Source organism: Legionella shakespearei DSM 23087 (genome assembly GCF_000373765.1).
GTDB classification, from domain to species: Bacteria; Pseudomonadota; Gammaproteobacteria; order Legionellales; family Legionellaceae; genus Legionella; species Legionella shakespearei.
The window spans coordinates 195,075-217,087 of record NZ_KB892393.1 but is presented as its reverse complement, the minus strand read 5'-3'; the positions used below and the strand labels follow the sequence as shown (position 1 = coordinate 217,087).

Here is a 22,013-nt window from a genome sequence, read left to right as displayed (position 1 = left end):
TTGAGACAGCTGCAAGCAGACCGGGCTACAAAGCATATAGAATCCCTTTCTGTGCTATAATTGAACAATTGTGGCAGGGAGTTACTATGAAAAAATTTATTTTTCAAAGTCTGATGTTATTTACTCTATCAAATCCTGCCATGAGCTTTGATTCCGATAACAGCAGGCGTCCCCAGGAGTTAAACACTCAGGATAAAGCCGAGCAGGGTGATGTACAATCCCAATTTGAATTAGGTGTCAATTATGAAAAAGGGATGGGCGTTCTTAAAGACTTGACCAAGGCCGCTTATTGGTACGAAAAGGCTGCGAGTAAAGGCCATCCGGATGCTCAAAATAATCTGGCTATACTTTATCTGAAAGGTCAGGGAGTCTCCCAAGACAGCCAAAAAGCACTGTTCTGGTTTCGCAAGGCTGCTGATCAGGGTTTAGCCATGAGTCAAAATAATGTGGGGGTCATGTACGAAAATGGCAATGGTGTTGCCAAAAATCCGGAAGAAGCCTTTTTATGGTACAAGAAGGCTGCAGAACAAGGTGATTCAGACGGTCAGTATAATCTGGCCGTTTTATACATGAATGGCACAGGCACTGAAAAGGATACTAACCAGGCAATTTTCTGGTATGAAAAAGCGGCATTGCAAGGAGATTTGGATGCGCAGAACAACCTGGCAGTACTTTATGAGCGGGGTGATAGCATTCCGCAAGATCTGCAAAGCGCAATTAATTGGTACAGCAAAGCTGCCAATGCGGGTTCTCCATTAGCACAAACCAATCTTGGTGTTCTCTATATGAATGGTGATGCTTCTGTAAAAGACACTGCCAAAGCCAAATATTGGTTTGAAAAGGCAGCGGAACAAGGCAGCATGAAGGCTCAAAATAATCTGGGTTTGATGTTCATGAATGGTGACGGGGTGCCTCAGGACTATCAGACAGCATTTTCCTGGTATAAAAAGTCTGCGGAGCAAGGCTTGCCCCTGGGCGAGTTTAATTTGGCTGTCATGTACATGAGCGGCCTTGGCACAAAGAAAGACAGTAAACAAGCGCTGTATTGGTATCAAAAAGCAGCCGAACAAGGTCAGCCTCTGGCACAGAATAATCTGGCAGTGATGTATATGAATGGGGAAGGAGTGCCTCGCAATATCAATAAAGCTATTTTTTGGTACAGTAAAGCGGCGGAACAAAATTTCGAACTGGCGCAAATAAATCTTGGCATGATCTATGCAAATGGTACAGGTATTAAAAAGAATTTATCCAAAGCAAAATATTGGATTGGTAAAGCTAAGGACAGTGGCTCAAAAGAAGCACTAAAATTATGGAAGAGTTATAAACTGTATCAATACTAACATGGATTCGTTCTATGCCTGCTCACCAAGTACATGAACCGGAAAACAGACAATCACGACTTTTACTGGTGTATGACATATACAGGCTGCTTAGCGTGGGGTTGTTTCTGGGCTTGTACAAATTCAGTTTTATTTCCAAAACTGACACTACTTTGTTTTACAGTATCCTGGGTGTTTACCTGCTCTTTGCCATCGGATTCCTCTATCTGTGGCGAGTGGGTTTCTTAAGTTTCGATAAACAGGTTCTCATCTCTGGAACTATAGACGTCATTGCCATTTCCAGCATGTTAAACATTATAGGGAATATGCAATCGGGATATGGGATTCTGCTCAACGTGACCATCGCAGCCCTTAGCATTCTGGTGCCCGGACGTCTGGCCATCTTTTTTGCAGCGCTAGCCAGTTGCCTGTTGTTGTGCGGAAACGTTCTGCAATTTATTTTAAACAATCAAAAGGATTTAGGCACTTTCTTCTATAGCGGCATTTACGGCGCAGGATTTTTCGCCACAGCACTCACCGCCTGGTACCTCTCCAACTGGGTACGCCAGTCTGAAAATCTGGCGCGGCACCGCAGTTATGAATTAGCGGGAATGCAACGTATAAACGAATACATCGTTGAACGTCTGCATTCAGGGGTTATTTACGTTGATGAAGAAAAAACAATTAAATTAATTAATTCTGCGGCACGCCAGTTTTTTAATATTGGTAAAAACAGTACCGTAGTTACCTTGCAGCAATTATCTCATCGTCTTGCAGAAAAATTTGATAACTTCATGGTGAAATTTAAAAATGACGAGCGTATTGCCCAAACCACCATTGAGGAGCCTTATCTCAGAGTACATTTTTTTTCAACTGCGGTCGTGAATAAGCCAGAAGTATTAATTATTCTGGAAGACATGACTTATATCGCGCAACAGGCTCAGCAGTTAAAATTGGCAGCCCTTGGTCGATTTTCCGCCAGTATAGCGCATGAGTTACGCAATCCCCTGGGAGCAATTGCTTATGCAGCACAGTTATTTGGGGACGAGGGGCCATTGAATAAGGAAGACGCGCGCTTGAAACAATTGATCATGAACAATTGTGACCGCATGAACGGGGTGATTAAAAACGTATTGCAACTGTCAAGACGCCAGCAATCGCAACCGCAAGTCAATGACATATCGAGCTTTCTCGAACAATTTAAACAGGATTTTTGTCATAATAATCCCTGTAACCTGACGATAAAACTACCCAAACAAAAACATCTTTCCATTGTTTTTGATAAAAGCCAACTGGAACAGATCCTGGTTATTTTGTGTGATAATGCCATCTTGCATGGTCGTGATGCAGATGGAAGTGCTAATATAGTAATAACAGTAAAATCATTATCTTATAAAATGATCATTACCGTCAGTGATACGGGGCCAGGAATTCCATTTGAAAACAGGGAGGATATTTTTGAACCCTTTTTTACAACACTCAGGACTGGCACTGGTATGGGATTATTTCTTGCCCGGGATTTGTGTGAAATTAATCAGGCGAGATTAAATCTTGTCAAATCACGAAAGGGAAGTTGTTTTGCCATTACTTTAAATCCATCGGATGAATTATTAATATGATGAAAAGCAACATACTGGTTATAGATGACGAACCTGACATCAGAGAACTGTTAATGCTTACCCTGTCACGCATGGGATTGTCCTGTGATACCGCTTCTGATTTTAAAGAAGGAATAGAGAGCATCAAACAAAATAATTATGCCTTGGTTCTTACCGATATGCGGCTTCCTGATGGTGATGGGATAGAAATCGTCAAATTCATTCAAAAAAATAAACCACAAATGCCAGTAGCCGTCATTACAGCTTATGGAAATGTTGAAGGCGCGGTCAATACACTAAAAGCAGGGGCCTTTGACTACGTTTCAAAGCCTGTTGATCTCACGATGTTAAAGCAATTGGTAAAAACCGCATTGGCAATGCAAAACCCTTTGGTTGAGGAACGGGAAGAGGTTTTGGTGGGTGACAGTCTGGTGATGAAGCAGTTAAGAGAAGACATTTATAAACTCGCCCGCAGCCAGGCTCCGGTATTTATTCAAGGTGAGTCAGGAGTAGGTAAGGAGCTGGTTGCGCAGTTAATTCATGCTAATGGTCCCAGAAAAGACAAACCCTTTATTCCTGTAAACTGTGGCGCTATTCCCAGTGAACTGATGGAGTCAGAATTTTTTGGCCATAAAAAGGGGAGTTTCACCGGTGCAATTACCGATAAAACCGGTTTGTTTGTCGCGGCACATGGAGGTACTTTATTTCTCGACGAAATAGCGGAGCTGCCATTAGCCATGCAAGTAAAATTGCTGCGTGCAATCCAGGAAAAGGCGATTAAACCCATAGGCGAGCTTTATGAAATTCCTGTCGATGTGCGAATTTTAAGTGCCAGCCATAAAAACCTTTTGGAAGAAATCAATGCCGAACGTTTCAGGCAGGATTTATATTACAGAGTGAACGTGATTGAGCTCCGCGTGCCCACTTTATCACAACGACTCTCTGACATCCCCTCGCTCTCCTCTGCTATTTTAAGAAAACTGGCGAAAAATCAAAACAGATCCGTTGTTTCCCTCAATACAGAGTGCATACAAGCCTTGCAAAATTATCACTTCCCTGGAAATGTCAGGGAACTGGAAAACATTTTGGAACGTGCCATGGCCATGTGTGAAGGGGATACTATAGAACTCTCCGATTTACATATCCCTCAGATCGTTGCGGCCAATCCTGTTGTTCCTGCACCTGTTTCTGCGAATTTGAATGGTTATCTGCTTGATCAGGAAAAGGAGATTATTCTTGAGGCTCTGGAGAAAACCAAATGGAACCGAACCGCTGCCGCGAAATTGTTGGGGGTTAGTTTCAGAACATTAAGATATCGCTTGAAAAAGCTGGGCCTCGACTAGGCTCCAAGCCACGTCGTCCTGAGCGCGTCTTTTTGCGCGAAGGACCTCCTGAAAGCGGCATGGTGCCAGTATTTGGAGATCCTTCGCGCAAAAAGACGCGCTCAGGACGACGTAGATCGGATTAGACACAAACGGAATCCCACTGAATCCTGGCAGGGAGTGTAGCCCGGTCTGCTTGCAGCCGGGATCGCAGTGGCACCATATTGCTTTCGGGAGATCCTTCGTGCAAAAAGACGTGCTCAGGACGACGTGGAGCCTCTCACATTCAACACGTTTAAATCCCAACTAAAAATTTGATCTTCATCATAGTGTGGTCTAATGTAATATGACGCAGAGAATATTTTATTCGATGCGCCATTTAATTAAATAATTACTAAGGAAAGTTATAATGAACTCATGGAATAGTGTTGTGTTCTTAAAAACAAAAAATGCTTGGTCTGACTCTTCTTCAATTGCAAAAATGAGCGGAGTTCAAAGCCTGTGGTCTACTTCTGGTGACTGGGACTGGTGCATTAAACTGGATCCAAAACATTCTACTCCAGAAGAAACTGCAGTATTTGTTAAAAATTTAAGAAATGCTGACTGGGTTGCTGAGACTAAAACAAGCTGGTGGAAAGAAGTTGAAGTAAGAAGCTAATGCTTTAGTGAGCAGCTTTTCAGTCTGAATCTGGAAGCTGCTCACTGCCTGAATTACCCGTGTATTTGTTCCTTCCTGATTACTTTCTGATATACCGTAGCTATTTTCTCTCCATCCCATACATAACTAAAATGCGTTCCTTGCTGACATTTATGGACCTTATTCGGCTTAAACAAGGCATAATTAGTACCTTCTGCTCTTACTGAATGATACACCAGACCATCATCCTGTTGTTCTTTAATCTCTGCCCCAAGGTTTTGTCCCGCTTTATAATCAAGGGATGAATAAACAGGATCAAACAGCTTGTCCAATTCGGTCAAGTCAAACAGTTCAGCACTAAAATCGGCTATTAAACTGCGCATATCCAGTTCCTGAGCAGGTTCATTGGTGTAGGACATAAACAGTTCTTTATGATAAACCGTTTCCGCAATAGCCGTAGAAAGACTGTCCGCTGCGTAATAAACCCCATAATCACCATTGGAGAATCGACTGCCGTCAGGGTTAACATGAGTAAAAGCTGCCATAACGTAGCCGCAACCTGGCACATCATAGATACGCTGGTCTTTGGGAACCCGATCCAAAACGCCAATTTCTTCCTGAATCCTTGGATTCGTAAGCATCTGTATGGCAAAGAGTGCTTCAAACTCTTCATGGTTGGCCACGTCTTCAAATAAATGGATGGGAGGAAACTGGGAAGGAATTAAACGATAGCAACGCTGCATCGTAAACGATTTTTTATGAAGCGAATCCAGGAGGCGCATCAGGCTTTACCACCGCGCTCAGCATTAAGTCTGCTCGCAACCGCCCACAGGTCAACAACCCGACCTTGCAGCATGATATCCATAGCAGAACGACCATTGAAAAAGGGGGCTTTGTTCGGTTTTCTTACCCATTGGTATACCGATTCCGGGTTGGAAAATAAAATTCTTAATGCTGCATGGATATTTAAAATATAAGAGATGCGCTCCGCAATATCATGGCTAAAGGATGCTTTCTCAGGAGCACTTTTATATTTAAACCAGGTAGATCGCTTCAAGCCGAGTAAAGTAAGCGCTTCTTCAGTAGTACATTGCCATTTATCAAAAATATTAAGAACTACTTTAAACGCAGTTTGTACGTGTTCTTCTTTGATTTTTGCAGAAGATTGCAGTGGAATCATGGATATCTCCAAGAGATTATCATTAGTTTTATTGTAGACTTTGTTTTTTAAAAAGTCTATATGTGGACTTTGATTGGATGTAAATAAACATGAAGATCCTGGCAAGTAGCCCCTCCACCACCGGGGGAGGGTGCCCGACAGGGCGGGTGGGGGGATCAAAAACCACTCATGAAATACAAAAGCTCAAAACAATATGTATTGATAAAAGACTCCTTTTGATCCCCCATCCGCCCTGTCGGGCACCTTCCCCCGGAGAGGGAAGGCGATTCTGCGTAGTTCAGAGTGTTAATCAGCCATCGCCCGCGCCACGTTTTAATCTCGTGCCTTGGCATGAACAGTCCCCTAATTCTCCGTCATAAACTTTATTTCATCAATTTTAGCTGAAATTCTCGCCGTCAAATAAGGATCGCGTTTTGCCAGGCTGCGTGCTACTTTCAATTGAGCGATAGCTCCTCTTTTTTGCCCTTCAAGCAATAAGCATTGAGCCTGGGTAAAATAAGCATAACTTTTCTGATGCGATTCTGCCTGAGCGCGTGCCAGTTCTCGGCATAGGGGTAAATCGTTTTTATACTGCCTGCTTCCTTTGAGCAAAACACTGGTAGCCTTTTCTGCCTGGTTTGCTGCCAATAGCCCCTGGGCATAAGCCATGAGCGCTGCATAATTATCAGGATAATTCTTCTGTGCATCAGCTAAACGACTAATTCCCTTTTGCGTTTTAGCGAGGCCAATTTCGGCCTGAGCCATTGCAATTTGAAAATAAAGGTTATCCGGATGTTGATTAAGAATGGGTTCCAGGCGGTTGGCTGCTTTGTGGAAATTATTGCTGTTTAACAAGGCAAGAACATAACCGTACTGACAGGCTATAGAACTGTTTCTTTTGTGGCATTGGGTTTCATAATAATCAATGACTTGTTTGTTTTGTGGTGTGACTGCAACACGAATTATTTCTTTGAACAGGGCATAATCAAGGGAGTCCGTATAACCCTTGGAGGATAATCGCTGGGTTCTGTTCTCCGCTTCTGCAATACGGTCATCATCCATGGGGTGAGTACGGAGAATGGCTGGAATATTAGCAGTGTAATAATAACGGGAATTCTCTTGCATTTTCCGGAAAAATGCAGCCATACCACGAGGATTAAACCCTGCTTTAATCAGCATATCAATACCGATTCTGTCCGCTTCTTTTTCCTTGGCGCGAGTAAAATTAATATTATCCTGCGAAAAGCCTGAGAGCGAGGCCATCATAGCGCCCATCCCAACGGTAGGATTTAATGCTCCCAGAGCCGCTGATGCCAACAATGAAGCCAGCATAGGAACACGCATTTGCTTTTGATGTTCCAGCAAGCTGTATAAATGATGCAGACGTACGTGAGCGATCTCATGCGCCATTACGGCAGCAAGTTCACTTTCATTGGCAGTCGTTAAAATAAGCTGGGTGTTAATCCCTATATAACCACCAGGTCCTGCAAAGGCATTAATTTCCCTGGATTTTACAATAAAGAAATAGGGTGATTTGATGCGGCCGAAATGCGCCAGTTTGCTGCCTACGTAATTAATATACTGACTTGCTAAAGGATTACGCTCTATACTGTCCGATTGATTGATAAGCTGAATAAATTCCTTTTCCAGCTCTTCCAGCTCGCTGGTAGAATAAGGGGAGAGCCCTTGGGCCAAAACCGTTTGGCTCAAAAAAGCAAAGAGAATGAACGTGCTCCAGCTTTTCAATCTGGAACGAATAAGGCTCAATTTATATTTTAAGTTCAATTGAATCATTAGGCTACTCAAAAATTGAATAATTTGTTATCATTCATCCACTTTTAAAAAATGGTTAATCAATGCACGAACAGTTTCTGCTTGCAGCACTCGAACAAGCCAAACTCGGCCGGGGGCTATGCGCGCCTAATCCCAGTGTTGGCGCTGTCGCTGTGCAAAATGGCACTATCATAGCACAAGCCTGGCATAGAGGCGCAGGAACTTTGCATGCAGAACAACTATTGTTAGCACAAATTACCCCCAAAACACCAGGGGTAAGTGTATATATCACTCTTGAACCCTGTAATCATTGGGGTAAAACTCCACCATGCGTTGATGCACTCGTCAATCATGGAATCGAAGAAGTTATCTTTGCCTTTTTAGATCCCAACCCTATCGTAGCACAAAATAATTCGACTGCACTCCTGAGTGAGCATGGCATCAAGGTAACCCATTTACCCTTGGCGGCAATTGACGCCTTTTATCAAAGCTACGCTTATTGGACTCTAACCCGAAGACCAAGAGTAACAGTGAAAATGGCGCAGACTCTTGATGGCAAAATTGGCATGCCACAAGGCGAACGCCTGATATTGTCTAATAGCCTCTGCGCTGATTTTACCCATAAAATGCGTGCGGAAAGCGATGTCATTGTGACAACGGCAAAGACTATCGCGCGTGATGATCCAAAAATGAATGTGCGTTTGCATGGCAAGACGCAGGCGAAGCCGGTAGCGATTATTGATACCCATTTGAATTTAAATAAAGAGGCGCAGATTTTTTCAACGGCAAGTCATTGCTATGTTTATTATGGCGGACAATCCTCAGCAAATCCTTATCCAAACAGCAGCTTCCATCCGGTTCCGACTCTGGATGGAATGCTGGATTTAAATGCAATTATCAGTCATTTGGGAGCCGCAGGTTACCATGATGTCTGGGTAGAGGCCGGGGGTGCTTTATTCAGTGCACTGCATCAGCAAGGACTGGTGCATAGAACCTGGTTGTATTTAGTGCCCGAAAGTTTAGGGCCTGAAGGGCTTTGCGCTTATCAGGAAAAAGGATTATTTGCTCGCAAACATAAGGTTTCCTGGCACCCAATGGATGACAATATGATACTATGCCTTGATTGGCTGGAGGATTAATGTTTACCGGATTAATAGAAAAAAAAGGCGAAGTGCTGGCGAACCTGGAACAAGATGGTGCAAATCGTCTTGTTATTTCATCGCCCTTTGAAAACCTGCAGACAGGGGAAAGCATAGCCGTTAATGGTGTCTGCCTTACTTTATTGCCTTCTGATTCAGGAAACCTGCACTTTGATGTATCGCCTGAGACTTTGAAATTAACAACACTGGGTCATTTGCTTGCTGGAACTGAAGTGAATATGGAACGCGCCATGTTTGCCTCCACCCGTTTTGGCGGTCATTATGTGAGCGGACATGTGGATACTCAGTTTCAGATCCAGTCCATTACGCCCATAAATGAATACATTGAAATGGAACTGACCGGATATTCGCCCCAAGCCTTGCTGTATCTGATTCCAAAAGGAAGTATTACTGTAGAAGGTGTCAGTTTGACTATTAATGCTGTAACCAGTCAATCCATTAAACTGATGCTGGTCCCTCATACTCTGATGCATACAACATTAGGGGTATTGAGGGCAGGACAAAATGTAAATATAGAATTTGATTATCTTACCCGTATTGTCGCTCATCAGCTTCAAATTTCCGGGAAATTGAACTATGAGGTAGAGCCATGAAACATTCATTAATCACTATAGAACAGGCCATAGAAACACTTAAAGCCGGTAAAATGATTATCCTGATGGATGATGAGGATAGGGAAAATGAAGGTGATCTGGTGATGGCAGCGGAGCATGCAACACCTGAGGCCATTAATTTCATGTCCCGTTTTGGCTGCGGCCTGATTTGTTTGCCAATGGCAGAAGAATTAATTGACGCACTGCAATTACCTATGATGGCACAAAATAACAGATCACCTTATGGCACTGCTTTTACTGTGTCTATAGAGGCTGCTGAAGGTGTTTCAACGGGAATATCAGCCAGTGATCGTTCCCATACAATCAAGGTCGCTATAGATGCTGAGGCCAGGCCTGAACATATCATATCTCCAGGACATGTCTTCCCCTTACGAGCAAAGAAAAAAGGGGTTCTGGAGCGAGCCGGACAAACAGAAGGCAGTGTTGATCTGGTTCGGATGGCAGGTTTACGACCGGCTGCTGTCATTTGTGAAATTATTAATGAAGACGGTACCATGAGTCGCCGTGATGAATTGGCGCTGTTTTCAGAAAAGCATAAAATACCCATGGTTACTATTAAGGATTTGATCGAGTATCGTATCCGTCATGAAACCTTGGTCAATGCCGCGGCCACTACACGTATTCCTCTGGAACAACACGGTGTGTTCAGCATGACTGTATTTGAAAACGCGCTGGATAACGCAGAGCATTTTGTTTTGGTCAAGCCGCCATTGTATGGCAACCGGGTTCCTTTAGTACGTGTCCATTCTGAATGCATCACTGGTGACGTGTTTGGGTCCTGCAAGTGCGATTGTGGCAAACAGCTGGATTTATCCCTTGCCATGATTGCCGCTGAAGGGGGGGCATTGATTTATTTGCGTCAGGAAGGGCGAGGCATTGGTCTGGCTAATAAATTAAAAGCGTACTCATTACAAGAGCAGGGGCTGGATACTGTTGAAGCCAATTTAAAGTTAGGCTTGCCTGCGGATGACAGGGATTACGCTGTTGCTTATCAAATATTGAATTATCTGGGTATTAATTCCATAAGAATGCTCACCAATAATCCTTTAAAAATTGCCGCCCTGCAACGTTATGGCATTACAGCGGAGCGTGTACCTCTGGAGATTAAAGCGACCGATGAAAATCGCAGCTATCTGGTCACTAAAAAACATAAACTAGGGCATTTATTAGCTATTGATTAGGATGGATATGAAAGAAATTAAAGCCAATTTGAGTGAGTTTAAGCACACATTTCCCATAGCTTTGGTTGTGAGTTCCTTTAATGAACCGATTACCAACGCGTTGAAAGAAGGGGCTTTGCAACGGCTGGCTGAGCATGGGTTTAAACCCAGTGAGATTACGCTGGTAGAGGTTCCCGGTGCTGTTGAAATTCCTTTTGCAGCGCAAATGCTGGCCAAAAAGAATCAGGTGCAATGCATCATTGCTTTGGGCGCAGTAATTCGTGGCGACACTACCCATTATGATTATGTCTGTGATCAGGCAAGCCAGGGATGTCAGCGCGTCATGCTGGATTATAATTTACCTGTTGTTTTTGGCGTACTCACTACTGAAAACGAAGCGCAGGCTTGGGACAGGGTAGGCGGTAACCATGGGCATAAGGGTAAAGATGCTGTGGATTGTGCGTTGATGATGCATATGATTGGAAGGCAATTGCAATAGAATTATTTTCAGAGCATCCAGCTCCTTTCCCCGATTCACGTCGTCCTGAGCGCGTCTTTTGGCGCGAAGGATCTCCAAATATTGGCACCATGCCACTTTCAGGAGATCCTTCGCGCCAAAAGACGCGCTCAGGACGACGTGGATCGGAGGTAGGGTTAACATTTAGGCTACGCCTAATACGGGCTACAACTACATTAACTTAATGTACGAAATTGATAAATTAATTCTGTCATTTATATTCTCATTTTGGTAGAATTAAATCCCGTTTATATGCGAATTTAATTTAACGCCAATTTGGGTGGATACGGCAGTTTGAACGGGGTCAAAATGACAAATTATATTTTTATTACTGGCGGTGTAGTCTCTTCCTTAGGTAAAGGGATTGCAGCAGCATCTCTGGCGGCCATTCTTGAGGCGCGCGGTTTAAGTGTTACATTAATCAAGCTCGATCCATACATCAACGTTGATCCTGGTACTATGAGCCCATTCCAGCACGGTGAAGTGTTCGTGACCAATGATGGGGCGGAAACCGATTTGGATCTCGGCCATTACGAGCGCTTTGTTAATACGACCATGACGCAACGGAATAATTTCACATCCGGTAAAATTTATGAAAATGTAATTAAAAAAGAAAGAAGAGGCGATTATCTGGGCGGCACTGTTCAGGTTATTCCTCATATCACTAATGAAATCAAACGCTGTATCAAATTAGGCGCTGAAGGCTTTGATGTGGCCATGGTCGAAATCGGCGGAACAGTAGGTGATATTGAATCCCTGCCTTTTCTTGAAGCCATTCGCCAGATGCGCATTGAATTAGGCGCGCAACGTGCTTTGTTTCTGCATTTAACACTGGTTCCTTACATAGCGACTTCAGGTGAGACAAAAACAAAACCCACACAACACTCGGTTAAAGAATTACGTTCTATTGGTATTCAGCCCGATATACTCATTTGCCGTTCAGAAAAAACCTTATCACCTGGTGACCGTGCCAAAATTGCTTTGTTTACCAACGTCGAAAAAGAGGGGGTAATTGCCCTTGAGGATGCGAAAAGTATTTATCAGATACCAATGATTCTGCACGAGCAAGGTCTGGATGAAATTGTCGTTAAAAAGTTAGGCCTGAATGTCAAACCAGCGGATTTAAGTGAATGGCAACAGGTAGTTACCATGCAGGCTGTTCAAACCATGACAGTAAAAATTGCCATGGTGGGTAAATATACTGAATTAAGCGATGCTTATAAATCCATTAATGAAGCTTTGTTGCATGCAGGAATTCATTCTGAAACTAAAGTTGAAATTGTTTATCTGGACGCAGAACTGATAGAAAAGCATGGCGCAGACTTGCTTGATAATATGGATGCAATTCTGGTTCCTGGCGGATTTGGTGAGCGAGGTATTGAAGGCAAAATTAAAGCCATTCAATATGCCCGTGAACATAAAGTTCCCTTTTTGGGAATTTGCCTTGGCATGCAGACTGCTGTAATTGAATTTGCCCGAAATGTAGCAGGTTGGAATGATGCCAATTCCACTGAGTTTAACAAAACTACTTCTTATCCGGTTATAGGTCTGATTAGCGAATGGATGGATGCTGATGGCAGCAGACAAGTTCGCGATGAACATACCGATTTGGGTGGAACCATGCGCCTTGGTGCACAACTGTGTCAGTTGGAAGAAGGTACTCTGGCCCGCAAAGTCTATGGTAAACCGCAAATTGTAGAACGTCACCGACATCGATATGAAGTCAATAATACTTTAATTGAACAATTGGTAGCCTATGGTTTAATTATAGCCGGGCGCTCTTCGGATGGTACTTTAGTCGAAATGATTGAGCTTGCTGACCATCCCTGGTTTCTTGCCTGTCAATTTCATCCTGAGTTTACTTCTAACCCAAGAAACACTCATCCGTTATTTAAACAGTTTGTGCTTGCTGCACGTACTAAACATAAAGAAAAGGACAAAGCATAATGAATTTATGTGGATTTGAAGTAGGAATAGATAAACCTTTATTCTTAATTGCAGGACCTTGCGTCATTGAAAGCGAAGAGTTAGCGTTGGAAACCGCAGGCTATTTAAAAGAAATGTGCGCGCAATTGCAGATTCCTTTTATTTACAAATCATCTTTTGATAAAGCCAACAGATCATCTCTTTCCAGTTACCGAGGTCCAGGCTTTGAAAAGGGCTTAATGATTCTTGAAAAAGTAAAGGCACAGATAGGCGTGCCTGTTTTAACTGACGTGCATGAAGACACTCCTTTACTGGAAGTATCCAGCGTTGTTGACGTATTGCAAACCCCGGCTTTTTTATGCAGACAAACTAACTTTATCCAAAAAGTTGCTGCTATGAATAAGCCAGTGAACATTAAAAAGGGACAATTTCTGGCTCCCTGGGAAATGAAGCATGTCATCACTAAAGCCAAAGCAGAAGGCAATGAGCAGATTATGGCGTGTGAGCGCGGCGTAAGCTTTGGTTACAATAATCTGGTTTCAGACATGAGATCTTTAGCGATCATGCGTGAAACAGGTTGCCCTGTAGTTTATGATGCCACTCACTCGGTTCAGTTACCTGGCGGCAATAATGGTGTTTCTGGTGGCCAAAGGGAATTTATTCCCGTGCTTGCACGCGCCGCAGTGGCTGCTGGAATTTCAGGATTGTTTATGGAAACTCATCCTGATCCGGACAAAGCCTTAAGTGATGGCCCTAACAGCTGGCCACTTGCCAAAATGAGGCAATTACTCGAATCCTTAAAAGCAATTGATGCTGTGTACAAGCAAATAGGCGAGATTTAAATTTAAAATAGGCTACAGTTTTTTATATATTTTAATCAATCACTTATTCCTTAAGTTAATGGTAGCGCTGTCTCGAAGCTTTGGCATTGTACTAAGGCTTCGAGACCTGAAGTATCCCCACGAAAATGATTTATTTATCAGCACTAGATCTTCTGTTTGCTTATGCTCTCATTACCTAAAGAAAACCGAGCCGCGACCGTAAGGGAGCGGAACAGTTCGATGCACTCCCTTGTTGATTACTCATTAGGTGTACATCCAAAATTTCCGCTCCCTTACGGTCGCGGCTCGGTTTTCTTAGCATGATGCTCTTTTGTACTCTTGATTAGCGAGTCACAATACAGGCTCAAGGGGAAATTTCGTGGGGATTCCTCAGTTCGAGACGAGGCTAGCTCTTCTCCTCAGCCCGAACGGCATCGAAGTAAATCAAGCTTCTTATCCCGAACTCGTTAAGTTAACGTGGGCTGCAGGTTCATCCCTTTTTCTGCATCAGAGCCATCAAAGTTAAACTATACTATTAGGTATAGATGATATTACTGTGAAAGGTTCATTTATGAAAGAAGCAGTTGATCTTAGGAAGATGGATACTGAGGTATTAAAAAAATTAGCCCAGTTAAATCATGAGCCTGCACTTGCTGAAATGAAGAGGAGAGAGAGTGATCCTATCGCTCTGCTAGCCAAAAATGATCCCACGTTTGCCAAAGTCATGGCTGGGCAGATAAGTCCGCAAGACTTTTTTACGAAGCCGGAATATGAAGCTACGAAACAGAAATTTATTCAGCAGTTTAACAATCACTGTCCCGAGCTGGCGGGTAGCAAATTTGGTCAGGACAATTTGGCTTCAGCCTGGTTGACTAAGCTCCGATATAACGAAAACATGAGTAATGAGCAATTTACTAAACATATTCAGCGTGGCGAACAAATTTTCTTTGTTAAACCTGATGAACCTTTAAGTTTGGACTTAACAAATCCAAATCCCGACAAAAATGACAATATCTCAATGCAATGGGGTATTGAGGCTCTGACCGGTATACAAACTTTTGATTCTGGTGTCGCTCGCGTGCGATTTCCTGAAGGTGTTGGCCCTAAAATATATCAGGCGTTTCAAGCCGCTGGAGCACCTCATAGAAGTTCTACGCATGCTCATGCGACTCGACTTGAAGATGGTTTGGGAAAAGATGTTGTTAATGAAAGCGATCGACAATTTACTCCACGAGGCGCTGGGCATACCCTGATGCTGGCTACTTCGAAAAATGGAGATAATAAAGGCTTGCAGCCAGGAGGAGATTTTGACCTGGTTCTTAAAAGGGAGGATTATGGTTTTAAAGATAAAGCATCTCATACTATTCGACATTCGGTTGGTGGTCTAAAAAAAGTAGTTGGATACAACCCTCTCATAGATAAAAAATCATCGCTCGCTAAACAATGTGAAGAAGAGCACGGAAAAGGGCATAAAATTCATCGTAAAGAACACCTTAGTGAATTAAAAGGCCAGTCAAAAAATTTGATTAATTTATTAGAAGCCGGCAAGAAAGAGGGGCTTTTCCAGGAATTTAAAACAAAATGGTGTATTCGAATTGCAATACCACCTTGGGAAAAGAAAATCTTTAGCGAATCGGCTGATCAACGTCAGGGAATTGGTAAATTTCTCAGAGAACTTGCTGTGCATCAGGATACCTTACAAAAGACTAACCCCGAAGATATTGCTGCTGTTCAAGGGCTGATAAATCAAGCGAAAAAGGGAAGTGACTTTACTGATTCCCGGGAGGGCAATGAAGTTATGGTAGACTGTTCGCAACAGGACAATCCTCAGCTTCTTTCTGGCATTGCTAAAGAATCGGATAATGCGCCAGTGGACAGACATATGCTGGAGCAAGAGGGTATCGTGACTTCTGATTATGATGCGGTTAAAGACGACTTAACTGCAGAAGAGCAGGAAATATACAGTCAAATGCTTGATGAAGATCCTGAACTGGATCAGGAGCAAGGAGCCAGTGCTACTGTACCGTGATCTCGAACTGAAGAATCCTCACGAAATTTCCCCTTGAGCCTGTATTGTGACTTGCTAATCAAGAGTACAAAAGAGCATCATGCCAAGAAAACCGAGCCGCGACCGTGAGGAAGCGGAACAGTTGGATGTACTCCATTGTTGATTACTCATTAGGTGTACAACCAAAATTTCCGCTCCCTCACGGTCGCGGCTCGGTTTTCTTTGAGGGGGAACTTGGCTCTTGCTCGAACGGGCAATGGTGTTCCCTTAGTGTATTAACCTTTCCTGAGTTCTCCTGATACCTGTTCATTAACCTGCAACTGATCTCTTCTTTCTTGCAGTGTAAGCAATTTCTCACTGGTTTTTTTTATCGCTTTTTCGAACTCTGCATTTTTCTCTTCTATACCCTTTATCACTTTCGGTAAAAGTTTTCGTGCAGCCCAAAGCACTACTTTTTCATGATCGTTACGATAATGAACAGGAATACTATCTGCAGGATTTCCAGGTACAAATGCCAGTGCAGTTTCTACCCGATGCAGTTTCGCCTGGGTTGTTATTAAATAGAGTTTCGAGTCTTCAAGTAATGCTTTTAGTGTCGTTAATTTCTTTTCCTTTTTGCCAATATTGCGAGATAGACTATTTAAGGTATCCTGTTGTTCATCAAACAAAGCACTACTATAAGGACTTGGTTCATGTAGAGCAGTATTATATTCTTTTTGTGCCTGTTGTTCCCTGCGGGTCATTACTTCTTTGGTTTTTTTCGCTGATTGCTCGGGATCAATAATAGCGTCTACAGTTAAAATCAGTCCTTTGTTTTCATAACGCTTATCAATAAATTGTTGTACTCGCGCCGAAACATCGTCATTACGCACGCAGCGCCCTGCCGCCTGAGGGCCTGACAAAGTGCCATTAATTACATTAGGATCAGACTCAACAACCGGAGAATAATTATTAATGATCTGAACATTCAGCACATCTTTAATACTCACTCCAGTAGCAATACGCTGATCTGATATAACATGAGGGGCAAGCCCTACCTCGGTCTGAGCCAGTAGTTCATCAACAATACGTTGTTCACTGTTCATATCAATCACCGTTGCATAAGATTTTGTTGCACCTAAAGCCGCCATATTTATTGGTTCTGCTTGCAACACCATAGCGGTTATTGGTTTTGATTCATTGATATGACTCACAATACCTTCAGCCCTGTCCAGTATCCGTTTTATTATTTCCTGCTTTTGGCTTTGCGGGAGCCTGGATATAGGTGGTCCCATTTTATTCAGTCGTTCTGCCAAAACCTCTCTGCTCATTTCTTTACATTCTTTAAATTTACTTAATAATTGAGGCGGAATTTGACTATTAGTGCCATGAGCATCGTTGCCATCAAATTTGGCAATTTCCTTATCATAACCTTTTAATTGCTCTTCCAACTTATGGGTTCTATCCTTTTCAGCAATTTTGGCGGGCCTTTCTCCAAATATCAGTGCCAGTGCATAGCTGTTGATAGTCCGTTGAATGTCTTTTTGCTGTTCTGTCTGAATGTCTTTTGCCAAATCAACAACAGGTAAAGGCGTCTGTTTTGTTATTTCTTCTTTTCTGTGGGCAATTTCAGCCTCGTCTTTAGTCGGATGCAGTTTTAAACTCATTGCCAATCGAGCGTCAATCTCTGCGCTATGACGTAAAGCAGCAACCCTGGACTGATACGTACTCATTGTCGCGACATCATTTTGAGCGATTTGCTGATAGGTATGAGCCAATAGACTGCGGATCTCCGGGCTGTCAGAAAATCCCATATTCCTCTGTGCTCTGATACGATTTAACGCTAAGGCTTTTTCCACTGCCTGTGTTTCAGCCGTGGCATCAGGTAAAGAAGAGGGCGGTTTCATTAATTCTGCTTTTAATGCAACAGGATCGGTGTAACCATTCATTCCATCAGCAAGATAGTAATCATTAAAGTAATGAGTTACTGCCTGAGTGACGAGATTATTATCCTCTTCATAACTTACTTCGGGTTTTACTGGCCTGATGGTACCTAACTGGATTGCACCGCCAAGACTCAAATCATCCAAAGGCTCACCCTTAAATATCTCATACAATTCCGAAGTAGGTGTTGCCGTCAAAGCCAAAACCGAATTATGTTCTTTGATATGGGAAAGAAGTACTGCATCTTCCTTTCTGAAAGTATGGCGATGACTCTCATCAATTAAGACCATAGAGTCTTTGATTTCCGGAGCAATTATCTTAAATAAAGGATGTTCGGATTGCAGAACTATCTGATCAAATGCAGGTATTGAAGTGCCATTAATTACTTTTCGAAAATAATTTCTGATCAGTTCCTTTTCGTCTTCAGATAAATTATCAAGGGAGCTTTGATCTTCCCAATCTATATCCAACTCCTGGAGATCTTTAAGATTATTCAAAGTAAATACAGTTGGAATTTTGGTATTACCATTCACTTTTCCTGCCCCAAGCATGGAGCGTACCTCACTGCTTTGTTGCCCTACTAATGTTTCATCCGGAACAATCATCACAGTACGACCCACTGCTTGCGCAATTCCTGCCATTATAATGCTTTTACCTGAACCTGTTCCCATTATTGCAAGCCTTTGGCCTTTATCATCTGCCAGACTGCGTCCAAATTTGGACAGTATTTCGTTTTGGTAGGGGTAGGGGGTAAAGGAGGTTGCGCCAATGGTTAATCCTTTTGAGGTCACCGCATGGTAGTCTCCTTCCTTATCCACCATTAATTTGACTTGAGCTGTGTGACTTTCGTCAAAAAACAATTTTCCTCTGCCGGGTTGCTGATTTAATTTACTGGTAATCTGTACGTCATAATATTGATTTGAACCCAAATTACCTGGTGTGTGTTCAAATTTTACGGTATACACTGCGCCACCAATGGTGATTGCTGCCTCTAGTTGCCATCGGTTGTCTTTACCCTTGACCCATTGGCTTTGTGTTTCTCCAGGGCGGCCTGCTTTGGCCAGAATTTGTTTTACAATATTTCCCAGTTCGGGTTTTGCCTTATCATTCTCTTCTTTAATTAATTGATTGGCAGAACCTATAGAGACAACTGCACCTTTGTTTAAGGCTTCTTTTAGTAAATGTACTGCGGCAATAGTGTCAGCATAATTTTTAAGATCGTCTGCTTGCGCTTTAACTGTTCCAGCTTTAGCCCCCGTCATAACATTCTCCAAAAAATCAGACCTTGAGTATAATATTGGGTCTTTATGTGCATTATATTTATAATATAGCCCAAAATATTTCAGTTGCATTGTTTGATAAAATTGAAGAAACAGATGGAGTAAACGGATTTGTTGTGTTAATATTATTATCTTTATGGTTTGTAAGAATACAATATGTCGGTATTGAGACTAGAAACTACAGGAAAAATGATAAGTGCTTTAACAGAAAAGGATAAAGTTGATTTATCAGGACTTAGTACTGATGACGAGGCACAAAAATTACTCAGGGAACATCCAGGTTTTAGTAAACGATTGCTTGCTTTGTTTAAAGAATTAAATACAGTAAACATTGTTCTTACAGCTGAGACAGCACAGATTATTGCAGAAAACCTGAGCTTGATCGCTTCAGTAACCAGTATGTTACGCTTTTTTACTTCAATGGATATAGAGTCAGGCCTTCCCTTTTCCAGATTGGTCGAACTTTCAAAATCGTTAGAATCTGTTAAGAATGCAATTGTTACACTGAAAGACAGTGGAATGTTGAATCAAAACGCTCTCGATTTAGTGCTTATCCATCCAGAATTGGTTTCTTTACCGCAATTCATTATTGAACTGCAGGCTCGGGCTTTCTCTTTGGCACGTGTTAGTCTCGTGCTGGAACAATTTGATGCCCAGCATATTGAAACGGTGGTACGCCTTTGTCATTTATTGCTGAAGAACGATTTGTTTTATTATGACGCTCTGGATATTTTATTGAGACAAAAGCACTACCTGGAACCTGTTTATAAAGGGGCAAAAAAATTAATTTCAGAAAACAGATTGCCTCAAAGTTATTTTGAAGTATTGGAAGAAGAGCCTGAGAATGCGGTTGCTTTTTCCAAACTGATTAGCCTGTTGAGCACCACGGCATTCTTTGATTATCAAAACAGAGAACATTTATTGAAAATTTGTCATTTAAAAACAGGTGCTTACCTCTTTTTATGTCATTTAAAAGCTCAGGACATGCTCACTGAACCCTGTTTGGAACTGGTTTGTAGCCATCAGTCTGTTTTTCTGAATAATAATTTGGTAGAAGCCTTCCGAGCTATTCCATTACTGGAACAGCCGACTCCAGGTGAATTGGAATCTATTATTGGTTTTATTAAGCAGGGAACAGATGAGGAATTTGTAGCAGATAAAATTATTGAAATTCTTCGCCTGCATCATCTGGATGAACCTCGTTTACCCAGTTTGTCTTAATTCATTTAAAATAGGCTACAGTTTTTTATATATTTAAATCAAGCTTCTTATCCCGAACTCACGTTAAAATAACTCAATTTATTCGCTATGCTATAATATCATGTAATGAATGCAGCCTGGGATTTTTATGGCACAGAACCGTTCCAGTACAAAAAATATTCTGTCAAATCTCCAGGAATCTGCTGATAAATCTCCAGTGCCTGAAAAAATTCAGAAACTTATAAAAAAATATCCGAAAGTGGAAAAGAAGTTAAACTCTTTTTTCCTATTTCTAGGCAAACATCGCGAATCAGATTCTAAAAACTATCCTTTTACAACTGATGATGCTCTTATCGCTTTAATTGAAGCAAATCCCAAATCAGTGAACAGAATTCTTGATCTGTACAAGGCATTAATGATTTCTGATGTTCCTTTGACAGAGGAATTGTATCAAATAGTCTCCAACAATCTGGCGTATGCTGGCTCCTTTGAAAGTTTGCTAACATTTCTTCATGAGTTGAATATAGATATCAGAGATCTTGATATGAATCTTCTCGCATCGGCTTCTCAGTTTGTTGAGCCATTAAAATATGCTATCAATAGCTATATCACATCACATGGATCTATAAGTACAGACTCTCTGCTTTTAATGTTGAAGTTTCCTGAACATGCGACAGAGATTGGAAAGCTACTTGTCGATTTACAACAATATACCTATAACACTAAAACTATGGAAACATCACTGAGTCAGATTCCCCCTCAGAATATCGGAGCAGTTCTGCTGATGCTTTCTTATCTTTTACAAAATAATGTACTGTTAAATAAACCGTTCTTAACGGATGCTCTGGATCTCCTGACGAAACACCCAGAGCATGTTGAATCTGTTTACAAAGGCATTGTTAAACTCAGTACTGCGGAAATGCTCAGCGAAGGCTACTTCAAGGCAGTTGCTGTACACCCGGAAAATGCAAATATCCTGGCTAAAAATATCATATTACTGAGCAAAGATTTTCTGGTTAATCCAAATAATAGTGAGGATATTAATAAAATTAATGAATTGGGAAGAGGGGCTTATTACCTTTTTGAGCACTTGGAGGCGAGTGATGGTTTAAACGAAGAATCCTATAAAACCGTTTGTACTAACAGTCCTCTTCTGGCCGATCAGGAAATCATTGATACTCTTCATAGTTTACCGATTTTTGTAACGCTTAATCCTGATGATGTTACGTCTTTACTCAACATTTTGGCAGTCCAAAAGCCGTCTTCACAAGAAAGAGATGCGTTTTTAAATGTTCTTCATAAATATCAATTGGGATCGCTATATGTCTATCAATAGAAGGGATTTTTGTTGATGCCGGAACTTGGCGGAGAGACAGGGATTCGAACCCTGGGAAGGTTGCCCTTCAACGGTTTTCAAGACCGCCGCATTCGACCACTCTGCCACCTCTCCGTCGACAATATTATCGCAACCCCCTATTCATTGCAAATGATATTTCGCTTTTTTTAGGGTATTTGGTATAACGCTCTGCTTGGTTATTTAAATTCAAAGAATAAGCACGAGAGTGTTCGCAAATTATCGTGTCACAGGTATAATGT

17 protein-coding genes and 1 tRNA gene are annotated in these 22,013 nt (G+C 42.0%); 13 read left to right on the top strand and 5 right to left on the bottom strand.

Going from position 1 to position 22,013, the window contains the following annotated elements; all coding sequences use genetic code 11:
- The first annotated feature begins 86 nt into the window (after positions 1-86).
- The 4 genes from B094_RS0106710 to B094_RS0106695 all read left to right on the top strand — a co-directional run bounded on the left by B094_RS0106710 (position 87) and on the right by B094_RS0106695 (position 4,897).
- Complete coding sequence (locus B094_RS0106710; RefSeq protein WP_018577038.1) at positions 87-1,340, top strand: SEL1-like repeat protein; 1,254 nt, start codon at positions 87-89, stop codon at positions 1,338-1,340.
- A 14-nt stretch (positions 1,341-1,354) separates the two neighbouring features.
- Entirely contained in the window at positions 1,355-2,938 is a 1,584-nt protein-coding gene (locus tag B094_RS0106705; protein ID WP_018577037.1) for a two-component system sensor histidine kinase NtrB, read from the top strand.
- Positions 2,935-4,260, top strand: coding sequence for a sigma-54-dependent transcriptional regulator (locus tag B094_RS0106700; RefSeq protein WP_018577036.1), 1,326 nt, complete (start codon positions 2,935-2,937; stop codon positions 4,258-4,260). Before B094_RS0106705 ends, B094_RS0106700 begins: the two co-directional genes overlap by 4 nt.
- Before the next feature lie 388 nt (positions 4,261-4,648).
- The gene (locus B094_RS0106695) at positions 4,649-4,897 is read left to right on the top strand and encodes a hypothetical protein (protein WP_018577035.1); all 249 of its coding nucleotides are present in this window, start codon (positions 4,649-4,651) and stop codon (positions 4,895-4,897) included.
- Positions 4,898-4,950: 53 nt separating this feature from the next.
- On the opposite strand, the gene B094_RS0106690 is transcribed toward B094_RS0106695, so the two are convergent.
- The 3 genes from B094_RS0106690 to B094_RS0106680 all read right to left on the bottom strand — a co-directional run bounded on the left by B094_RS0106690 (position 4,951) and on the right by B094_RS0106680 (position 7,829).
- Positions 4,951-5,658 carry an RES family NAD+ phosphorylase gene (locus B094_RS0106690; RefSeq protein ID WP_018577034.1) on the bottom strand — a complete coding sequence of 236 codons (708 nt, stop codon included), beginning with the start codon at positions 5,656-5,658 and terminating at the stop codon, positions 4,951-4,953.
- On the bottom strand, positions 5,658-6,056 hold the full coding sequence (locus B094_RS0106685) for an MbcA/ParS/Xre antitoxin family protein (RefSeq protein ID WP_018577033.1): 399 nt from the start codon (positions 6,054-6,056) through the stop codon (positions 5,658-5,660). The genes B094_RS0106690 and B094_RS0106685 overlap by 1 nt, the downstream gene beginning before the upstream one ends.
- Positions 6,057-6,398: 342 nt before the next feature.
- Positions 6,399-7,829 (bottom strand): M48 family metalloprotease, encoded by a 1,431-nt coding sequence (locus B094_RS0106680; RefSeq protein ID WP_018577032.1) that lies wholly within the window; start codon positions 7,827-7,829, stop codon positions 6,399-6,401.
- A gap of 62 nt (positions 7,830-7,891) precedes the next feature.
- Between B094_RS0106680 and ribD the strand changes: the two genes are divergently transcribed.
- The 7 genes from ribD (at position 7,892) to B094_RS0106645 (ending at position 16,035) form a co-directional block, all read left to right on the top strand.
- Entirely contained in the window at positions 7,892-8,947 is a 1,056-nt protein-coding gene (gene ribD, locus B094_RS0106675; protein WP_018577031.1) for a bifunctional diaminohydroxyphosphoribosylaminopyrimidine deaminase/5-amino-6-(5-phosphoribosylamino)uracil reductase RibD, read from the top strand.
- Positions 8,947-9,561 carry a riboflavin synthase gene (locus B094_RS0106670; protein WP_018577030.1) on the top strand — a complete coding sequence of 205 codons (615 nt, stop codon included), beginning with the start codon at positions 8,947-8,949 and terminating at the stop codon, positions 9,559-9,561. Before ribD ends, B094_RS0106670 begins: the two co-directional genes overlap by 1 nt.
- Complete coding sequence (locus B094_RS0106665) at positions 9,558-10,763, top strand: bifunctional 3,4-dihydroxy-2-butanone-4-phosphate synthase/GTP cyclohydrolase II (protein ID WP_018577029.1); 1,206 nt, start codon at positions 9,558-9,560, stop codon at positions 10,761-10,763. The genes B094_RS0106670 and B094_RS0106665 overlap by 4 nt, the downstream gene beginning before the upstream one ends.
- A gap of 7 nt (positions 10,764-10,770) precedes the next feature.
- Entirely contained in the window at positions 10,771-11,241 is a 471-nt protein-coding gene (gene ribH, locus B094_RS0106660; RefSeq protein ID WP_018577028.1) for a 6,7-dimethyl-8-ribityllumazine synthase, read from the top strand.
- Between the two features lie 327 nt (positions 11,242-11,568).
- Positions 11,569-13,206: a CTP synthase gene (gene pyrG, locus B094_RS0106655; protein ID WP_018577027.1), complete on the top strand. Its 1,638-nt coding sequence runs from the start codon at positions 11,569-11,571 to the stop codon at positions 13,204-13,206.
- Positions 13,206-14,027 (top strand): 3-deoxy-8-phosphooctulonate synthase, encoded by an 822-nt coding sequence (gene kdsA / locus B094_RS0106650; protein ID WP_018577026.1) that lies wholly within the window; start codon positions 13,206-13,208, stop codon positions 14,025-14,027. Before pyrG ends, kdsA begins: the two co-directional genes overlap by 1 nt.
- A 550-nt stretch (positions 14,028-14,577) precedes the next feature.
- A complete protein-coding gene (locus tag B094_RS0106645; RefSeq protein ID WP_018577025.1) occupies positions 14,578-16,035 on the top strand; it encodes a hypothetical protein in 1,458 nt (485 codons plus the stop codon).
- 254 nt (positions 16,036-16,289) lie between these two features.
- Here B094_RS0106645 and B094_RS0106640 read toward each other — a convergent pair whose 3' ends face one another.
- Complete coding sequence (locus tag B094_RS0106640; RefSeq protein WP_018577024.1) at positions 16,290-19,199, bottom strand: DEAD/DEAH box helicase family protein; 2,910 nt, start codon at positions 19,197-19,199, stop codon at positions 16,290-16,292.
- Positions 19,200-19,373: 174 nt separating this feature from the next.
- Here B094_RS0106640 and B094_RS0106630 point away from each other — a divergent pair, with 174 nt between their 5' ends.
- Together B094_RS0106630 and B094_RS0106625 are read left to right on the top strand one after the other, a co-directional pair.
- On the top strand, positions 19,374-20,438 hold the full coding sequence (locus B094_RS0106630) for a hypothetical protein (RefSeq protein ID WP_155823685.1): 1,065 nt from the start codon (positions 19,374-19,376) through the stop codon (positions 20,436-20,438).
- A 127-nt stretch (positions 20,439-20,565) separates the two neighbouring features.
- On the top strand, positions 20,566-21,753 hold the full coding sequence (locus B094_RS0106625) for a hypothetical protein (RefSeq protein WP_040524051.1): 1,188 nt from the start codon (positions 20,566-20,568) through the stop codon (positions 21,751-21,753).
- A gap of 26 nt (positions 21,754-21,779) precedes the next feature.
- Here B094_RS0106625 and B094_RS0106620 read toward each other — a convergent pair.
- Positions 21,780-21,867 (bottom strand) — tRNA-Ser (locus B094_RS0106620).
- Positions 21,868-22,013 lie beyond the last annotated feature (146 nt).